Origin of the sequence: Dethiosulfovibrio peptidovorans (assembly GCA_002748665.1) — a bacterium.
GTDB lineage: Bacteria > Synergistota > Synergistia > Synergistales > Dethiosulfovibrionaceae > Dethiosulfovibrio > Dethiosulfovibrio peptidovorans_A.
The window spans coordinates 33,029-50,798 of record PDTB01000029.1 but is presented as its reverse complement, the minus strand read 5'-3'; the positions used below and the strand labels follow the sequence as shown (position 1 = coordinate 50,798).

General features: G+C 59.2%; 15 protein-coding genes. 13 read left to right on the top strand and 2 right to left on the bottom strand.

Translation table 11 applies throughout. From position 1 onward, the window contains the following. Both CSA35_08735 and CSA35_08730 read right to left on the bottom strand, forming a co-directional pair. A partial coding sequence (locus tag CSA35_08735) for an amidohydrolase (protein PIE53961.1) occupies positions 1-1,097 on the bottom strand: 1,097 nt, incomplete at its 3' end. 18 nt (positions 1,098-1,115) lie between these two features. Continuing rightward, a complete protein-coding gene (locus CSA35_08730) occupies positions 1,116-2,528 on the bottom strand; it encodes a C4-dicarboxylate ABC transporter (GenBank protein ID PIE53960.1) in 1,413 nt (470 codons plus the stop codon). A gap of 355 nt (positions 2,529-2,883) precedes the next feature. Here CSA35_08730 and CSA35_08725 point away from each other — a divergent pair, with 355 nt between their 5' ends. The 13 genes from CSA35_08725 (at position 2,884) to CSA35_08665 (ending at position 17,761) form a co-directional block, all read left to right on the top strand. Continuing rightward, complete coding sequence (locus tag CSA35_08725) at positions 2,884-3,900, top strand: methionine ABC transporter ATP-binding protein (protein PIE53959.1); 1,017 nt, start codon at positions 2,884-2,886, stop codon at positions 3,898-3,900. Then, positions 3,893-4,555 (top strand): methionine ABC transporter permease, encoded by a 663-nt coding sequence (locus tag CSA35_08720; protein ID PIE53958.1) that lies wholly within the window; start codon positions 3,893-3,895, stop codon positions 4,553-4,555. Before CSA35_08725 ends, CSA35_08720 begins: the two co-directional genes overlap by 8 nt. A gap of 102 nt (positions 4,556-4,657) precedes the next feature. Continuing rightward, complete coding sequence (locus tag CSA35_08715; protein PIE53957.1) at positions 4,658-5,455, top strand: methionine ABC transporter substrate-binding protein; 798 nt, start codon at positions 4,658-4,660, stop codon at positions 5,453-5,455. A 253-nt stretch (positions 5,456-5,708) separates the two neighbouring features. Continuing rightward, a complete protein-coding gene (miaB, locus tag CSA35_08710; GenBank protein ID PIE53956.1) occupies positions 5,709-7,025 on the top strand; it encodes a tRNA (N6-isopentenyl adenosine(37)-C2)-methylthiotransferase MiaB in 1,317 nt (438 codons plus the stop codon). 31 nt (positions 7,026-7,056) lie between these two features. After that, positions 7,057-7,752, top strand: coding sequence for a competence protein ComEA (locus CSA35_08705; protein ID PIE53955.1), 696 nt, complete (start codon positions 7,057-7,059; stop codon positions 7,750-7,752). Position 7,753: 1 nt separating this feature from the next. After that, positions 7,754-9,163, top strand: a complete 1,410-nt coding sequence (locus tag CSA35_08700; GenBank protein PIE53954.1) for a hypothetical protein — start codon at positions 7,754-7,756, stop codon at positions 9,161-9,163. A gap of 40 nt (positions 9,164-9,203) precedes the next feature. After that, a complete protein-coding gene (locus CSA35_08695; protein ID PIE53953.1) occupies positions 9,204-9,980 on the top strand; it encodes a pantothenate kinase in 777 nt (258 codons plus the stop codon). A gap of 47 nt (positions 9,981-10,027) precedes the next feature. Beyond that, positions 10,028-10,987, top strand: a complete 960-nt coding sequence (locus tag CSA35_08690; GenBank protein ID PIE53968.1) for a dihydrouridine synthase — start codon at positions 10,028-10,030, stop codon at positions 10,985-10,987. Continuing rightward, entirely contained in the window at positions 10,980-12,491 is a 1,512-nt protein-coding gene (lysS, locus tag CSA35_08685) for a lysine--tRNA ligase (protein PIE53952.1), read from the top strand. The genes CSA35_08690 and lysS overlap by 8 nt, the downstream gene beginning before the upstream one ends. After that, positions 12,491-14,530 carry a DNA ligase (NAD(+)) LigA gene (locus CSA35_08680; protein PIE53951.1) on the top strand — a complete coding sequence of 680 codons (2,040 nt, stop codon included), beginning with the start codon at positions 12,491-12,493 and terminating at the stop codon, positions 14,528-14,530. The genes lysS and CSA35_08680 overlap by 1 nt, the downstream gene beginning before the upstream one ends. Then, positions 14,527-14,820: an Asp-tRNA(Asn)/Glu-tRNA(Gln) amidotransferase GatCAB subunit C gene (locus CSA35_08675; GenBank protein ID PIE53950.1), complete on the top strand. Its 294-nt coding sequence runs from the start codon at positions 14,527-14,529 to the stop codon at positions 14,818-14,820. The genes CSA35_08680 and CSA35_08675 overlap by 4 nt, the downstream gene beginning before the upstream one ends. Further along, positions 14,820-16,295 (top strand): Asp-tRNA(Asn)/Glu-tRNA(Gln) amidotransferase GatCAB subunit A, encoded by a 1,476-nt coding sequence (locus CSA35_08670; GenBank protein ID PIE53949.1) that lies wholly within the window; start codon positions 14,820-14,822, stop codon positions 16,293-16,295. The genes CSA35_08675 and CSA35_08670 overlap by 1 nt, the downstream gene beginning before the upstream one ends. Further along, positions 16,292-17,761 carry an Asp-tRNA(Asn)/Glu-tRNA(Gln) amidotransferase GatCAB subunit B gene (locus tag CSA35_08665; protein PIE53948.1) on the top strand — a complete coding sequence of 490 codons (1,470 nt, stop codon included), beginning with the start codon at positions 16,292-16,294 and terminating at the stop codon, positions 17,759-17,761. The genes CSA35_08670 and CSA35_08665 overlap by 4 nt, the downstream gene beginning before the upstream one ends. Positions 17,762-17,770 lie beyond the last annotated feature (9 nt).

The window sequence follows — 17,770 nt, the reverse complement described above, 5'->3', positions numbered from 1 at the left end:
GTTTTCCCCTTTGCCATGGGGCCTCCTCCTGCAAGATAGACGTCGCTCAGTGGCTGCCCCAGAACATCGGCGGTGGTTCCGTAGTTTCTGAGGACTTCCTGTACCGTTTTCTCTGGCAGGCTGGATTGCAGCGTAGCGGCTTTCTTTCGGTCCTCCTCGTCGAAGTCCGGTCCTCCAAGCTTCGCCATGATCTCCGAGGCGATGCCGTTCAGTACCGGGTTGGACAGATAATTGTACAGCCCGTCTATCATGTCTATCTCGAAGGACGTGCCGGTCATCAGAGCCGCTCCTTTAGCGCAGTTGATCACCCTCTCGAAAAGGGGCTCCACCTGATCTCGTCTCGGTGCCCTGACGTAGTAACATATGGTCGCCTCGGCCGGCACTACGTTGGGAGTCTTTCCGCCGGACGATATAACGCTGTGGATACGGGCCTCCTGTATCATATGCTCTCTCAGGTAGTTGACCCCGACGTCCATCAGAATGGCTCCGTCCAAGGCGCTTCGACCGGCCTCTGGCGATTTGGCCGCGTGAGAGGTCAGTCCTTTAAAGATGAAGTTACAGGCGTTCAGGGCGAGAGTTCCGGCTTCCCACACGGCGTTTACGTCCGCAGGATGCCAGGTCAGGGCTGCGTCCAGCTCGGAGAAACAGCCGTCTCTTGCCATGTAGACCTTTCCTCCGTTGTTCTCCTCAGCCGGGCAGCCGTAGAAAACGACCGTTCCTCTCAGTTTCAGATCTTCCATGTGTCTCTTCAGTACCATGGCAGCTCCCAGAGATGCGGCACCCAAAAGGTTGTGTCCGCATCCGTGTCCCGGGCCGCCATCTTTCGTCATCCCCGGAAGGGCGTCGTATTCTCCCAGAAACCCTATACAAGGGGAGCCGTAGCCCCATTTCGCCGAGATAGCCGTATCCAGGTCTCCTATTCCTCTTTGAACGTTGAAACCCTCTCGGGACAGAATCTCCTCGTATCTGTCGGCGGCGTATCTTTCTTCCAGGCCCAGCTCAGGGTTGTTCCAGAGGTCAAGAGCCAACCTCTCTGCTACGGGGGAGATCTCCTTCAGCCTGTTCAGGAGGGTATTCATCGAGTTATCTTCAGCCATTCTATTGAGCCCTCAGGGTTAAAACGGGCCGTACCCTATGGCTATGGCTCCCCAGAGGAACAATACCTGGACTGCGAACAGGACTGCGAAAAGGGGGAGGAACCAGCGCAGATATCGGCTGAGTGGAACTCTGGCCAGTATGCATCCTATGAGTATGAAACCGGTTGGCCAGAGAAGGTTTGAGAATCCGTCGCCAAACTGGAAAGCCAGTACGGCCACCTGTCTTTTGACCTCCAACAGATCGGCAAGAGGGGCCATGATGGGCATGGTCGTGGCAGCCTGTCCAGAGCCCGACGGTATCAGGAAGTTCATAAGGGTCTGGAACAGCAGCATCCCGACGGAGCTCAGGTACGCCGATCCCTGCCCTAAAAGATTTGCCATGCCGTTTATTATGGAGTCGACGATCTTGCCTTCCGAGAGTACGACGAGTATCCCGCGAGCTACGCCGACCACCATGGCTGAGAGAACCCCTTTACTCATGCCCTCAACAAAAAGCTCAGCGATTCGGTTGGGGGTCTTCCTGTTCACTATGCCGACCACTATCCCCATGATGAGGAACAAACCGGCGAGCTGGTTGATGTACCAGTGAAGTTTCAAAAGCCCGAACCCTGCGATCAGTATGGTGATCAAAAACACCATGAGGACTATTTGGTGGGTTTTTGTAAACTGGAGGTTGATCTTCGACTCGTCGAAAGCCAGGTCTCCAAAGTCAAGGTCGATCACCACGCTTTTAGACGGATCAGCCTTGATTTTTTTTGCATATCTGAGCGTCCAGGCTATGGTGATGCCTCCCATGACCACCAGTATCAATAATCTGTAGATCAACCCCGAAAATAACGGAAGTTCTGATATCTTCTGCGCCACCCCGATGGTGAAAGGGTTGATCGTGGCGGATGCGAATCCGATTCCCACCGAGACGAAGGAGACGGCCAGTCCCACTATGGGGTCGTACCCGAGAGCGAGGGCGAGGCTGGAGAATATCGGGACGAAGGCGATCATCTCCTCATACGAGAGGGTACCGGTGGAGCCCCATATCATGAACACCGCCATAAGCACAGTAAAGGTGACGTTCACCGAGCCCGGCTTGGAGCTGGCCTTACGAACCATCCATGCTATGAAGGCGTCTATCGCGCCTGTCGACATCACCACGTAAATGGAGGAGAAGACGATGAATATAAAAAAGACGATCGATCCTGCCTGGGTCATCCCCTTTTGGACCGCCACAAACATCTGGAACGGGTCGACCGGCGCTTGTTCGACCGAGTGAAAGCTGTCGGGGACGATGACGGTCCTGTTGCTTTTCGGGTCCAACTGCCTGTTGAACTCTCCGGCGGGAACGAACCAGGTAGCTACCATCGCGACGACCATTATGGAAAGAAGTATGACAAATACGTGTGGAAATGAAGAGCGTTTCTTTCCTTGTGTGACCATGAAAAGACCTCCTTAAGCTTGTGGATTTAAATCGGTTCTCCGAATTTTATCGCTTTAGTTCTGTGACGTCAACTAGAGTCCGTCGTTCAAATCCAATGGATGTGAGACTATGGGTACGGTCTCGATGTAACGGATGTATTAAACACCTGCAGCTTGCGTTTATGCCGAAAATGTGGTATGGTCTCCAGCAACTGAATAAGCTGTTTATCCAGAGTCAGGGGAGAGAGTTAGCTCGTTGATCCTGCGCCAACCTGCCCAAGGGGGTAAGGTGGTCCTGCTAACATCGATGAGGAGCGATGATCCTGAACGGCCCTCCTGTCGGAGGGCCTTTTTGTGATGTGAAGGGGTGTTGTCGGTGATAGACCTGTATGACGTGACGAAGCGATATGAGTCGCCGGATGGCCTGGTCGTGGAGGCTCTCCGGGATGTCTCTCTCCAGGTTCGCACCGGGGAGCTCTTCGGGATCATCGGCCTCTCCGGCGCTGGAAAATCGACCCTGCTTCGGCTGCTCAACCGTCTGGAGAGGCCGACATCTGGACGGGTTCTGGTGGACGGTGTCGATCTGGGATGCCTTGCTCCTGCGGAACTTCTCCTGACCCGGCGGAGCATCGGCATGATCTTTCAGCACTTCAATCTCCTGAAATCCCGAACCGTCTGGCAGAACGTGGCCTACCCTCTAGAGATCGCCGGATGGCGTCAGGATGCCGTGAACGAACGGGTGAAAGAGATGCTGTCTCTGGTGGGGTTGGACGACAAAACCGGTGCCTGGCCAGCTCAGCTCAGCGGAGGTCAGAAACAGAGGGTCGCCATCGCTCGGGCGTTGGCGCCCAGACCCAAGGTCCTTCTGTGCGACGAGGCCACCAGCGCTCTGGATCCCAGGACGACCCGATCCATCCTTCATCTTCTGGAGGACGTAAACCGATGCATGGGGTTGACCGTCGTCCTCATCACCCACGAGATGGACGTCATACGGGAGATCTGCCATCGTGTCGCCATTCTGGACGCTGGATGCGTGGTGGAGGAGGGGCCAGTGCGGGAGGTCTTTCTCCATCCCCGAACCGACGCGGCCAGGGAGCTCCTCACGGAACTTCCCAGAAGGGGACCTGATTGGGACGATCTCCCCCGAATGGCAGGATGCCCCGTGTATATCCTGCGTTTCGAGGGCGCTTCGGCGAGCTTGCCCGTGGTCTCCAGGGCGATTTGGCACTCCGGCGTTGACGTGAATATCCTGGCTGGCGAGATCGACAGACTGTACGCGAGCCAGGTAGGTAATCTGACGGTACAGCTCTCGGGAAAATCCGGCGCGATAGACGAGGCCCTGAGTTTTTTCAGGGAACAGGGACTGGCTCTGGAGGTGGTCTGGAATGGATAGATGGCTTCGAATAGGCGAGATGCTTGTGGCTCCTACAGGCGAGACCCTGTACATGGTGGCTCTCTCGTCCTTTTTTGCGGTGGTTCTCGGCTTTCCCGTGGGAATTACTCTCATCCTGACCGGGGAAGGGGGGCTTCTGGAGAGTCCCCGACTTTATCAGATTATGGATGGAGCGGTCAACGTCCTTCGCTCCTTTCCCTTCATCATCCTGATGATCGTGCTCTTTCCCCTCTCTCGGCTTGTGGTGGGAACCACCATAGGAACCACGGCAACGGTGGTTCCGCTGTCCATCGGTGCCGCACCCTTTGTGGGCCGGATCGTGGAGGGCGCTCTCAAGGAGGTCGATCCCGGAGTGATCGAGGCGGCACTAGCCATGGGCTCACGGGTTCGTGACGTGGTCCTGAAGGTCATGATCCCCGAGGCGCTTCCCGGGCTTGTCCTGGGCGGTACCCTCACGGTGATCAACATCATCGGCTACTCGGCCATGGCGGGAGCCATCGGTGGGGGAGGACTGGGGGATCTGGCTATTCGATACGGTTTTCACAGATTTCAGACCGACGTGCTCATCGCAGCGGTACTGGTGATCGTCGTCATGGTCCAGGGGATTCAGGCCCTGGGGAACCGTCTGGCGGCCTATCTCAGTCGAAATCTCTGATGGGCGTTGGGGTGATCTCAAGGGGGGATCTGCGGCCCCTCTCGGATGTGCCATATACATAATTTCGATGGACGTGATGAGACGTCAGAGAGGAATGAGAAGATGAAGAAGACACTGGCATACGGAAGAACGATCCTGGGAGCTGTCCTCGTTCTGTTGACGGTGAGTGGAGCCTGGGCGTCCCAGGCTCTGGTCGTGGGGGCCAGCCCTGTGCCTCACGCCCAGCTCCTCGATCTGGTCAGGGACGATCTGCACGATCAGGGAATCGAGCTCAGGATCGTGGAGTTCACCGACTACGTGAAACCAAACCTGGCCCTTCAGGAAGGCGAGCTGGACGCAAATTTCTTTCAGCATCTGCCCTATCTGAAGAGCTTTGTCAGGGACCACAAGCTGGATCTGGTCTCGGCCGGGGCTATCCATGTGGAGCCCCTGGGGCTCTACTCCAAACGACACGCCCGCCTCGAGGACATCCCTCAGGAGGCGACCATCGCCATCCCGAGCGACAGCGTGAACGGAGGGCGTGCCCTTTTGCTCCTTCAGGCCCGGGGGCTCATCAGGCTCTCAGACTCGGCGGGACTGGAGGCCACCGAGCTGGACGTGGTGGAAAACCCTAAAAAGATCCGCTTCAAATCCATCGAGGCGGCCCAGTTGCCGCGGGTGCTTCAGGACGTGGACGGAGCGGTCATCAACGGCAACTACGCCATTGAGGCGGGGCTCAAACCGACCGAGGACGCCCTCGTCCTGGAGGGGGAGGAATCCCCCTACGCCAACATCGTGGCCGTCCGGTCAGGGGAGCAGAACGGTCAGGCTGTCAAAGCCCTGGTCGCGATCCTTCAGAGCGACAAGGTGCGACGCTTCATTCTTGAGAGCTACGGCGGAGGGGTTGTCCCCGCCTTTTGAGCTTTCTCCCTAAAGGCGATGTACGAAGCCGGAGCGTGATGATGGACAATGGAGAATGAATAGCTGACAGAGGACAAGTGACAGTTGACAGCGCGACGACGTGAGGAGCTGCCTCGATCCCCAGGGTAGCTCCTCCTTTTTTAGCGGTCGGGGGCTATGGTCTCCTTTTTTTACCGTGATTTTTACGGTAAGATACCTTGAGTTGTGATGGTCCATGGACGAGGGGCTGTCCATACGAACTGGAGGGGAATCGGTGGGGAGTTTTGCTATAAAGATATACGGATGTCAGATGAACGCCTACGATGGGGACCGGCTTCGGACGGCCCTGATCCTTCGGGGGTGGCGTGAGGTTCCAGAGGAGAGCGCCGACGTCGTCCTCTACGTCGGGTGTAGTATACGGGATAAGGCCGAACATAAGGTCTGGAGCGAGCTGGGCCGCCATCGTCTGTCCTGGGAGTCTCGCCGGGGGCCCTTGGTCTGTCTGGTGGGATGTATCGCTCAGAACGTGGGGCGAGAGATGATGAGCCGTTTCCCCTGGCTTCGGCTGGTGGCCGGTCCCCGGAGCCTGGGCGGCGTGCCATCTGGGGTGGAGCGGATCATGGCCGGGGAGACGGTAGACCTGATCGACCAGGATCCCCGGTCGGTTCACGATCTGGACGTGACGCCCGTGTATCGGATCAACCCGTGGCGGGCATCGGTGACGATAGCCTACGGATGCGATAATTTCTGCACGTACTGTATCGTTCCGCACGTTCGGGGGCGGTTTCAGTCCCGTCCTCCCGGGGATATCATGCGAGAGGTTCGGGAACTCGTGGGCGAGGGGGTTCAGGAGATCTCCCTCTTGGGGCAGAACGTGGATACCTACGGATCGGATCTGGAGAACTATCGTTTTTCCGACCTCCTCAGGGAGGTGGCCGAGACCGACGGGGTGGAGCTGGTTCGATTTCTCACGTCCTACCCCAACGACCTCACCAGTGACGTGGTCGAGGTTATGGCGTCCCACCCCAGCATCTGTCCCGGGATAAACCTGCCCATCCAGGCCGGAAGCGACAGAATTCTCAAGAGGATGAACCGCCGGTATTCCCTTGAGGAATACGCCCGGACGGTGGAGATGATCCGATCGGGGCTTCCCGAGGTTGGATTGACCTCCGACCTGATCGTGGGATTCCCCGGCGAGACGGAGGAGGAGTTTCAGGCGTCGATGGCGGCGATTCGACGGTTTCGGTTCGATCTGGTCCACACCGCTGCGTATTCGCCCCGATCGGGGACGCCGGCGGCGTCCATGAAGGATCAACTGAGCAGGGAGGAAAAACAGCGTAGATTGGGTGAGATCAACCGGCTTCAGGCCTCCATCGCCATGGAAATCAACCGGGCCCTGGTGGGGCGACGATATCGCATACTGCTCGACAGCGTAGCTCCCAAGGGCGATGGCCTGATCCAGGGCCGGACCGGAACCGATAAAGTGATTCTCTGTCCCGGGGAGTCGTCCTGGCTCGGACGCTTTGCCCAGGTGGAGATTCTTCGTGCCGAAAATTGGTGTCTGCACGGACGTGTGATCTCGGTCGAGTGATGAGAAACTGTCGTATCGGGAGGTGCTGTGATTGGCGGTAAGTAAAGGAAAGAGGATACTGCTCCTGCCCCTCGTGGGGCTCCTCTGTTTCGTCCTGGCTGGGAGCCTGATTCGACATTTCGCTGGTCGCTGGGAGAGTGGTCTCCCGACGACCGTGGCAGGGCCGGCTCCATCAGAGCACCTTTCCGTCTCCGAGGTGTCGGAAGGGGATTCCTCCTCGACTGTTCCCGTCTCAACAACGACGCCTAAGCCTCCAGCCCAGTGGGTGGTCTATGTCACAGGGGCTGTCCGGTCCCCCGGGGTCTACCATCTGCCTCCCGACAGTCGGGCGTACCATCTGGTGGAATCAGCGGGTGGGCTCACTCCTCGGGCTGATCCGGTGGCGGTGAACTTGGCGGCTCCTCTGGCAGATGGGATCCATCTTCACGTCCCTGCTAAGGAAGCTTTGCCCGGAGTCGTCGGTGTCGGAAGAAGTGCCGGGGAGAGGGCTTCTTCGAAAGGGCGTGCCCCGTCCGAACAGCCGATCACGTCACGACCAGTAAACCTGAATCAAGCCGACAAAACTGATCTGATGGCCTTGCCCGGGGTGGGGCCGGTTACTGCCGGCCGGATCCTGGACTACCGTCGAAAAGAAGGGGCTTTTCGATCCGTGGATGAACTCCTGAAGGTTCGGGGTATCGGTCCCCGCAAGCTGGAAGTCCTGCGTCCTCTGGTGACGGTTCGCTGACGTGGATATCCTGGCCGAGGCACCTCTGCTTCCTGTCTTTGGGGCCCTGGTTCTTGGCGTATGCCTGGCTCATGGATCGCCTCACTGGGTTGTGGCTGCCGTGGTTATGGCTCTGTGCCTCGGTTTCGTGGTGAGTCTCTGTTCACGGTGGGATCTCCGCCGGGGACTGAGTGCCCTTCTCGTCGTCTGTCTGAGCGGTATCGTGGGATGGCTTTGCTCACGGGGTTTGACGGTTCCCTCGCCTCCGGAGACGGTCAATTGTTCCGGGACGGTCGTTCTGGAACGGGCCTGGGGTGGACGGCGAGCGATGGTCGTTCAGACCGATATGGGACGGTTTCTCGTCACGGTGCCTGCTTTTCGCTCTCTTCCCGAAGGGAGTGCCGTGAGGCTCGTCGGCCCGACGTTTCCTTTTCGGCCATCCCGTAAGGGTGGTTTTGACCAACGGATGTATTGGCTGGCCCGGGGCGTGACCGCCGAGGTTATTCCCCGTTCCTTGACGCCTTTACGATCTCGATGGAGTCTGAACGTCCTCAGGTGGGAGCTTCGCCGCAGGATTCTTTTACGGCTGCCTCCCCGTACGAGGGGATATCTCCTGGCGATGCTCCTGGGTGTCAAGGACCCCGACCTGATTCGGGATCACTCCCGGTGGGGGACGGCTCACCTTCTGGCTGTCTCGGGGTTTCACGTGGGGGTCGTCGCTGCCTGGGCGTGGTTCTTTTTAGGCAGACGTCGCCTGGGATGGGGGCTGGTATCGCTGATCGTGTGGGGCTACGTCCTTCTGGCAGGAGGGGCCGCCAGCGCCCTTCGTGCTGCGGTCATGATCCAGTTGGTGCTCCTGGGGGTGGCGCACGGTCGTCCAGCCTCCGGGGTGAACTCGGTGGCGGCGGCGGGGACAGCCCTTCTTGTGTGGCGTCCCTGGTGGCTCTGGGATCTCGGATGGCAGCTCTCTATGCTGTGTGCCACGACGATAACTGCTCTGGCAAAGGTTTCCACTCTGTCCGGGAGGGTGAGATGTGTCCTGGTAAGTCCGGCTCTCTGGTTCGTGACGGCTCCTCTTATAGCAGGAGCGTTTGGTTCTGTGCCTCTTGCGGGGTTGCTCTTGAACCTCGTCGCCGTTCCAGTTTTCGCGGTTCTCCTCCCTCTTGCGGTGTTTCTCTCGATCCCGGCAGTCCTTGGGCTGCCCGGAGGGTGGGTCTTGGCCGCCGTTCCCGAGAAGGCCTTCGCTCTGTGGGATCTGGGTGCCTGGATCGTGTGGCGGTGGCCGTCCATAGGCTGCTCTCCCTGGCTTTCGGCCCTGTCGGCGTCGGTTTTAGCTGCCCTTTTGGCCCTTCGGTTTCGGATATCGCCTTTTCGGGCCTGTCTGACCTTTGGGGTCATCGTCGTTTTGGTGGGATCTATCGTTCTTTTTTGATGGGGCCGATGTGCCCCCGTGTGTCAAAGGAGGCTTGTCCATGTTTCTTGGTATTGACGTGGGGAACACCACGACCGTGGTCGGACTTCTTGACGATGACCGTATTGTTTGCCACTGGAGGCTCGTCTCGGAGAGAAAGACCTCCGATGAGCTTGGCCTTTTGTTGCTCAATCTCCTGAACGTGTCGTCGGTTCTTCCCTCGGAGATATCGGGGGCCGCCATATCCAGTGTGGTCCCGGCCCTGGACAAGAACTTTGTCGAGGCGGTCTCGTTGTACCTGAACACCACGTGTCTGTCGATATCGGCGGAGATGGACCTGGGGATCGAGATCGCCTATGCTAACAGGTGGGAGGTGGGGGCCGACCGTCTGGTCAACTCGGTGGCCGGGGTCGCTCAATACGGAGCTCCTCTGATCGTGGTGGACTTCGGTACGGCCATTACCCTGGACGTGATCTCTCCGAAAGGGGCGTACCTGGGAGGGACCATCTCGCCGGGGCTGGTGACGAGCATGGACGCGCTCTTCGGCAAGACATCCAAGCTTCCTCAAGTGGCTCTGGAGGTCCCCGAAAGCGTTATCGGGGTGTCCACCAAGACGGCCATTCAGTCCGGGGTTGTCTATGGAACGGCTGGTTCCGTGGATGCCCTGGTGCGCCATATCTGGAGGGAGTTGGGAACAGTCACCCCTGTGGTGGCTACCGGTGGCCATGCCTCAACCATGGCCGAGGTCTCCGAGACCATAGATTCGGTTGATCCCTGGCTGACCCTGGAGGGGCTTCGCCTGATCTACGATCGGGTTCAGGGGGATCAAAAACGGTGACTGTCGGCCCCGTGACCGTTGGGGGGGTGAGTCTGAGGAATCCTGTCATGCTGTCGCCTCTGGCCGGAGTGACGGTTCCGGGAATCCGGTGCCTGTTCTGGCGTCTGGGGGTGGGGCTGGCTCACACCGAGATGGTAAGCTGTGCCGGGCTCATTCGAGAGAACAAAAAGACCGCTGGCATGCTGGCCCGGGCTCCTGATGAAGGCCCTCTGATCCTGCAGCTTTTTGCCGGTGATCGGGATACCTTGCTCCGGGGAGCCCAGAGGGCTCTGGAGCTTGGCGGTCCTTTTGACGGCATCGGCATCAACATGGCCTGTCCTATGCCCAAGGTCCTGAAGAAGGGGGCTGGGGCTCGGCTTCTGGATCGGCTGGATATTGCCGTCTCGATGGTTCAGGGGCTTAAGACTTTTGGGTTGCCCGTGTGGCCTAAAATCCGCAAGATCGTCTCCAGGGACGGAGGGCCTGATACCCTGACTTTTGCCTCCGCCCTCATCGAGGCTGGTGCGGATAACGTGGGCATCCACGGTAGAACCGCCTCTCAGAGGTATGAGGGATGTTCGGATCTGAACGAGGTCTTTAGAGTCGCTCGGGCTTTCCCGGGGTTCATCTCGGCCTCAGGGGATATGACGGGGCCTGAATCGGTGACCAAAGCCCTGGATGGTGGATGTGTCTCGGTGTTCCTCGCCCGAGGCGCTGTTGCCGATCCCTTCGTTATCCCTCGTATCCTGGCTTACTTAGGCTATAATGTCCAGGATTCCCCGTTCCTTCGGGCGTCTCTGGAGGATCGGGCGGAGCTCTTCGCTGCCCTGGCGGACGATCTGGTCTCCCTGCATGGGGAAAAAGTGGCCCTTGTTCTTCTGAAACGGATGATGTCCGGGATGTTTTGCGGGGTGCCGGGGTGTGCTCCCTATAAACGGGCGATTGGAGCTGTCTCCGGTTGGGCTGCTGTACACGATCTGACCCGCCGCTGGCGGCAATTTTTTGAAAGGGGACTGTTCGATGAGTGAGAAGGAACGAGGCACCGTAGCGCCCGAGGATGAGATCCTCCGGCAGAGATTGGATAAACTTCGGAGGCTTCGGGAAAACGAGGGATACGACCCCTATGTTCACGAAAACTGGGACGTGGAACATGTTCTGGCCCAGGTTCGTGAGGAGTACGACTGTATAGATGTTGATCAGTCCCGGAAGGACGTTCACCTCTCCGTGGCAGGTCGGCTCATGACGGTTCGGAAGCAGGGCAAGGCGGCCTTTGCCAACATGCAGGACGAGACCGGATCGATGCAGCTCTATTTCCGCTTGGACACCATGGGCGAGGAGGACTACGGGTTTTTCAAGAAATGGATCGACGCCGGCGATATTATCGGTGTTCAGGGCCATCCCTTCAGGACCAAACGGGGAGAGTTGACCGTGGCGGTGGAACGGTGTGTTCTCCTGAGTAAGGCCCTCCGTCCTCTACCGGAGAAGTGGCATGGTCTGACCGACATGGAGGTTCGGTATCGGAAGAGGTACGTCGACCTCATGGTCAATCCCGACGTTCGGGACGTCTTCCGTCAGAGGGCCAGGATCATTTCGTCGGTTCGCTCCACACTTGAAGCTCACGGGACCATGGAGGTGGAGACGCCGATCCTTTCCTACCTCGCAGGGGGAGCCAACGCCCGTCCCTTTGTCACCCATCACAACGCTCTCGATCTGGACATGTACCTCCGAATCGCCACCGAGCTCCACCTGAAGCGGCTTGTCGTCGGGATGATGGGGCGGGTGTACGAGATGGGCAAGAACTTCCGTAACGAGGGCATGGACGCGATGCACAACCCGGAGTTCACGGCCATGGAGGTCTATTGGCCCTACTGCGACTACGTGGACATGATGAACCTCACCGAGGAGATCGTCCGCAACGCAGCTCGGGACGCCATGGGAACCACTACCGTGACGTGGCAGGGTACCGAACTGGACCTCGGTGCCCCTTTTCGTAGGGCGACGATGGTCGAGCTGGTTCGAGAGATTTGCTCCGTGGACTTCGATGAGATTGACTCCGACGAGGAAGCTCGGCATATCGCCAGGGATAAGGGACTGGAGCTGGATGGCACCGAGAGTCGGTTCAAGATTCTGACCATGATGATCGAGACCTTCGTCGAAAGTCACCTCGTCCAGCCCACCTTCGTCATGGGGCATCCTACTGAGATATCCCCCCTGTCCAAACGGGATCCTGAGAGGCCTGACTACACCCATCGATTTGAGCTCTTCATCTGTGGCAGCGAGGTAGCCAACGGCTTCAGCGAGCTCAACGATCCCATCGACCAGAGAGCCCGTTTCGAGGATCAGGCCCGGCTCAAGGAGGCCGGAGACGATGAGAGTCACCCCTTTGACGAGGATTTCGTGAACGCCCTGGAGCAGGGCTTGCCCCCAACAGGAGGTCTGGGAGTCGGCATCGATCGGATAGTCATGTTCCTCACCGACAGTCGATCCATTCGAGACGTCATCCTCTTCCCGACGATGAAGCCTAAGGACTGATGCCTTCAAAACCGGCCATTTCCCAGGATGTTTTGAGGCGGTACGAGGAGCTTCGGGCAGCTCTTGCCCGTCATGCTCATCTGTACTACGTTCTGGATGCCCCGGAACTGTCCGACGATCGGTACGACCGCCTCATGGAGGAATTGTTGAAGCTGGAGGCTGCCTATCCGTCCATGATAGCTCAAGATTCTCCCTCTCGACGGGTGGGAGGCCAGCCGTTGGATGCCTTTCAAAAAGTGGAGCTCTCCCCCCCTATGCTGAGTCTGGAGGACGTCTTTGACCTTCAGGCTCTTCGGGCTTTTCTCCAGAGAGCTCAGGGGGCCCAGGAACTTTTTCCGTGGATCTGTGAGCTCAAGATAGACGGGTTGGCTGTGTCTCTGATCTACCGAGACGGGGTGTTTCAGAGCGGCTCCACCAGGGGCAACGGCACTGTCGGCGAGGACGTCACGTCCAATCTCCTCACGATTCGCTCCCTGCCACTTCGCCTGGCTCTCTCCGTGCCAGGAAGGCTGGAGGTGCGTGGAGAGGTGTACATGCCCAAGAGCCGTTTTGCCACGCTGAACGAGGATCGGGATGACCGTGGCGAACCACCCTTTGCCAACCCGAGAAACGTCGCTGCTGGCAGTTTGAGACAGCTGGATCCTGAGATCGCTGCCGCTCGAGGGCTTGATCTATTCGTCTATTCTGTTGTAGACCCTCCAGCGCACGGTATCCACGGTCAGGCAGAGCTTCTTCGATGGCTTCGTGAGGCCGGGTTTCCTGTCCAGGATGCCTGGGCGGCCTGTTCCGATTTTGATGGGGTGACGGCTTTCGTGGAGAAATGGCACGAGGGGCGTTTTTCCCTGAACTACGTCACCGATGGGGTCGTCGTCAAGGCTGATCCCGTGTCTCAATGGGATCGTCTGGGCCAGACGGCTCGCGCTCCCCGATGGGCTGTGGCGTACAAATATCCCCCGGAGGAGCGAACCACGATCCTTCGGGATATAGTGATCTCCGTGGGCAGGACGGGTACAATGACGCCCGTGGCCCAACTGGATCCGGTCTCGTTGGCAGGGTCCGTGGTCCGTCGGGCCAGTCTGCATAACGAGGACGAAATTCGCCGGAAGGACGTCCGCATTGGTGATACGGTCGTGGTCCGAAAAGCTGGAGAGATCATCCCCGAGATCGTCCAGGCTGTGACCGATGTCCGGACCGGCAGCGAGGCGCCTTTTGAGATGCCCCGACAGTGCCCGGTGTGCGGTGCCACAGCGGTCCGGTTGCCCGATGAGGTCGCCTGGCGGTGTCCGAACCGCTCCTGTCCGGCTCAGATGAACGAGGGGCTTCGGCACTTTGCCTCCAGAGGGTGTATGGACATTCGGGGGCTGGGAGAACGGGTTGCGGCGCAGCTGGTCGAGACTGGACTGGTTCGGAGTCTGGCTGATGTGTACGAGCTCAGAGAGGAGCAGCTTATCTCTCTGGACCGTATGGGGCCTACATCGGCGTCCAACCTCGTCCGGGCCATCAAGGTCTCGAAAGATCGCCCCATGGCCGCCCTGCTGGCCGGTCTTGGGATACGAAACGTGGGGATCTCCGTGGCCGAGATACTGGCGAAGCGTTTTGGCTCCATGGACATGCTGGCACTGGCCGATGCCCAGGATCTTGCTGCCATCGATGGCATCGGACCGACTATCGCCGCGTCGCTGATGGCCTTTTTCGCCGATGATGAGAACCGGCGAACCCTGGAGCGGCTGAAAAACCTGGGCGTGTCGAAGGCTCAAGAGGAAAAAACTGTGAGAGGAGAGAGCCTGGCCGGGCTCACCTTCGTCTTTACCGGAGAGCTCGACCGATCCACTCGTTCGGACGCTCAGGCTTTGGTGAAGTCCCTGGGAGGTGCGACCACGGCTGCCGTGAGCGGCAAGACAAGCTACCTGGTCGTCGGCGATGCGCCGGGCAGTAAGCTTGAGAAGGCTCAGAAACTGGGAGTTCCTGTTCTGGACGAAGCGGGGTTTTACGCCCTGCTGGATGGATTGGATCAAGGAGAAAGGGAGGACGATTCATGAAAATCACTCCGGATGACGTGCGAAAGGTTGGCCTTTTGGCCCGCCTGGATGTTGGCGATGAGGAGGTCGATGGCTTGACGGATCACTTTAATTCCATACTCGAGCATTTCGGAAAGTTGGACGAGCTGGACCTGAGCGATGTGGATCCTCTGGCGCTGGAGGAGGGGGTCCCCCTCAGGCTTCGGAAAGATTCCGTCACGACCTGGCCTGACAGGGAGGCCATTCTGAAGCAGTCACCCTCTCGGGACGGGGACTTTATCAGGGTTCCACGGATCGGCGGTGATGCCTGATGGACCTGTTTCGACTTTCAGCCGTCGAGATGGCCCAAGGGGTCCGGGACGGCAAATTCAGCGCCTTGGACGTGACCCGTTCCTGTCTGGATCGGATCGACGCCATGGAGCCCAGAATTCACGCTATGCTCCTGGTCCTTCGGGAGGAGGCTGAGCGCCGGGCACGCTCCCTGGACGACCGTCGTGCTGGAGGGGAGGATCTGGGCTCCCTGGGCGGTGTGCCGGTTATCCTGAAGGACAACATGTGCACCGCCGGTGTTGCGACCACCTGCGGCAGCTCCATTCTCGATGGCTGGTTGCCGCCGTACGATGCCACGGTTGTCCGGCTGCTTCACCAGGCCGGAGCTGTGATTCTGGGCAAGGCGAACATGGACGAGTTTGCCATGGGGGGCTCCACGGAAAACTCTGCCTACGGTGTGACGCGTAATCCCTGGGATATCGACAGGGTCCCCGGCGGTAGCTCCGGCGGCAGCGCCGCCGCCGTCTCGGCAGGGTACGCTCCCCTCGCTCTGGGGAGCGATACCGGAGGATCCATTCGTCAGCCAGCGTCCTTCTGTGGGACCTACGGTCTCAAACCGACCTACGGTCGGGTCAGCCGGTACGGCCTGGTTGCCTTTGCCTCGTCCCTGGACCAGATCGGTCCCTTTGCCCGAACCGCTCAGGATCTGGCCCTGGTCATGGAGACCTTGGGGGAGCACGATCCTCTGGACTCCACCAGCGCCGTTCGGGATCGGGATCTCTACGGAGAAACGTTGGCCAGGAAGGACCTGAAAGGTAAGTCCGTGGGCGTGATCCGGGAGATCGAAGGCTACGACTACGACGAGTCGGTTCGTCGTGCCTTTCAGGAGACGGTGAGTGCCTGTGAGGAGGCTGGAGCCCGGATCGTCCCCATCTCACTGACGACCGCCATTGAGTACGGCATGGCCTGTTATTATATCCTCGCCCCTGCCGAGGCCAGCTCAAACCTCGCTCGATACGACGGAGTTCGCTACGGCAGATCCGCCGCTCAAGCTGAGTCCATCATGGATCTGTACCTGACCACTCGTAAGGAGGGCTTCGGGACCGAGGTGAAACGGCGGATCCTCACCGGAACGTACGTGTTGAGTGCCGGATTCTACGATGCCTACTACCTCAAGGCCCAGAAGGTCCGACAGGTGATTCGTCGGGAGTTCGCCCAGGCCTTCTCTCGGGTGGACTCCATCGTATTGCCTGTCTCTCCGACTCCGGCCTTTACAGTGGGCGAGCTCATAGATGACCCGTTGGCCATGTATATGGCCGATGTCTTCACCCTACCGGTGAACATGGCCGGGCTGCCCGGCCTTTCCATGAACGTGGGGTACACGGACGGTGGCCTTCCCCTGGGGGTCCAGCTCATCGGTCCCAGGTGGGGAGAGACCGAGATTGTGGGGATGGCGTCGGTCCTGGAGCGTCGGTTCGGAGAGGCGTCCATCGCCGAAGGAGGTGTATCTCGATGACGCTTTCGTTCACCCCTGTGATCGGTCTGGAGATTCATGTCCAGCTGGCCACCAAGACAAAACTTTTCTGCGGCTGTTCCACCGACTATATAGGTGCCACTCCCAACACCAATATATGTCCGCTGTGTACCGGTCAGCCCGGTACCCTGCCAGTGCTCAACGAGAGGGTGGTGGAGTTGGGGGTTCGAGCCGGTCTTGCTCTGGGATGCCGAATCAATCCGGTGACCCGGTTTGACCGTAAAAATTACTTTTACCCGGATCTTCCCAAAGCGTACCAGATATCCGAGTTCTACGTCCCCCTGGCGGAGAAGGGCTCGGTCATCATGACCGGCGACGACGGCGCTCCTCATCGAGTGGGAATTACCAGGCTTCATCTGGAGGAGGACGCCGGGAAATTAGTCCACGGGGCCTCCGACGGTCGGATCGTGGGCTCCACCCAGTCCTTTGTCGACTACAATCGGTCGGGGGTCCCTCTGGCGGAGATCGTCTCGGACCCGGATATCACGTCCTCCAGAATGGCTAGGGAGTACGTGGCGGCTCTCCGTCAGCTGGTTCGATATCTGGGCGTTTCAGACGGAGATATGGAGAAAGGGTCCATGAGGGTCGATGCGAACGTCTCCCTCAAGGTCTCCGACGGTCGATGGGGTGATCGGGTTGAGGTGAAGAATATGAACTCCCTCCGTGCCCTGGAACGGGCCCTGGAATACGAGATCGAGCGACAGAGGGGTATCCTCCTTGAGGGGGGGACGATCCGTCAGGAGACCCGAAACTGGGACGACGGGACGAACTCCACGAGTTCCTCCAGAAGCAAGGAGGAGTCCAACGACTATCGGTATTTTACGGAGCCCGACCTGCCGCCATTGGTCCTGCCGGACCGGTACGTTGAGAACGCTCTCCGCAGTCTGCCTGAACTGCCATGGGACAAGAGGGCCCGGTACGAACGGTCATTTGGTCTTCCCCCCGAGGACATCGCCGTTGTGACCGAGCACCGGGAGATGGCGGATTTCTTCGAGGCTGTGGTCTCCCAGGGGGCTTCGCCCTCTCGGGCCTCTAACTGGATTCGGACCGAGGTCTTGCGAACCATGAACGAGGGAGGGCGTTCCCTGTCGGATCTTGCTCTGGATCCGTCGGTGCTGGCTCGGCTCCTCTCCATGGTCGAGGATAAGGAACTTTCCACCACCGTGGCCAGAGAGGTCTTCGACGTCATGGTCACTGAGAAGGTCTCGTTGGATCGGGCCATGGAGCGATGCGGAGCCACGGCGGGGAACCTTTCCGGCGGTGGCTTGGTTGACCTGATTCGATCGGTCCTCTCTGCCAACGACGACGTGGTGCAGGTGATCCGATCCGGCGAGGATAAAAAGGGCAAGAAGCGAAAGTTCCTTCAGGGGCAGGTGATGAAGGAGGCCCGGGGGCAGGCCGATCCCCGGGAGGTCTCTCGCCTTTTAGACGAGGAACTGCCTCGGTGATTTACCGGC

Bases quoted from the DNA above. Each gene is read 5' to 3' on its own strand.
- CSA35_08665 (PIE53948.1), top strand. From the start codon at position 16,292: ATGACGCTTTCGTTCACCCCTGTGATCGGTCTGGAGATTCATGTCCAG.
- CSA35_08680 (PIE53951.1), top strand. From the start codon at position 12,491: ATGCCTTCAAAACCGGCCATTTCCCAGGATGTTTTGAGGCGGTACGAG.
- CSA35_08675 (PIE53950.1), top strand. From the start codon at position 14,527: ATGAAAATCACTCCGGATGACGTGCGAAAGGTTGGCCTTTTGGCCCGC.
- CSA35_08695 (PIE53953.1), top strand. From the start codon at position 9,204: ATGTTTCTTGGTATTGACGTGGGGAACACCACGACCGTGGTCGGACTT.
- CSA35_08715 (PIE53957.1), top strand. From the start codon at position 4,658: ATGAAGAAGACACTGGCATACGGAAGAACGATCCTGGGAGCTGTCCTC.
- CSA35_08670 (PIE53949.1), top strand. From the start codon at position 14,820: ATGGACCTGTTTCGACTTTCAGCCGTCGAGATGGCCCAAGGGGTCCGG.
- lysS (PIE53952.1), top strand. From the start codon at position 10,980: ATGAGTGAGAAGGAACGAGGCACCGTAGCGCCCGAGGATGAGATCCTC.
- CSA35_08730 (PIE53960.1), bottom strand. From the start codon at position 2,528: ATGGTCACACAAGGAAAGAAACGCTCTTCATTTCCACACGTATTTGTC.
- CSA35_08690 (PIE53968.1), top strand. From the start codon at position 10,028: ATGCTGTCGCCTCTGGCCGGAGTGACGGTTCCGGGAATCCGGTGCCTG.
- CSA35_08720 (PIE53958.1), top strand. From the start codon at position 3,893: ATGGATAGATGGCTTCGAATAGGCGAGATGCTTGTGGCTCCTACAGGC.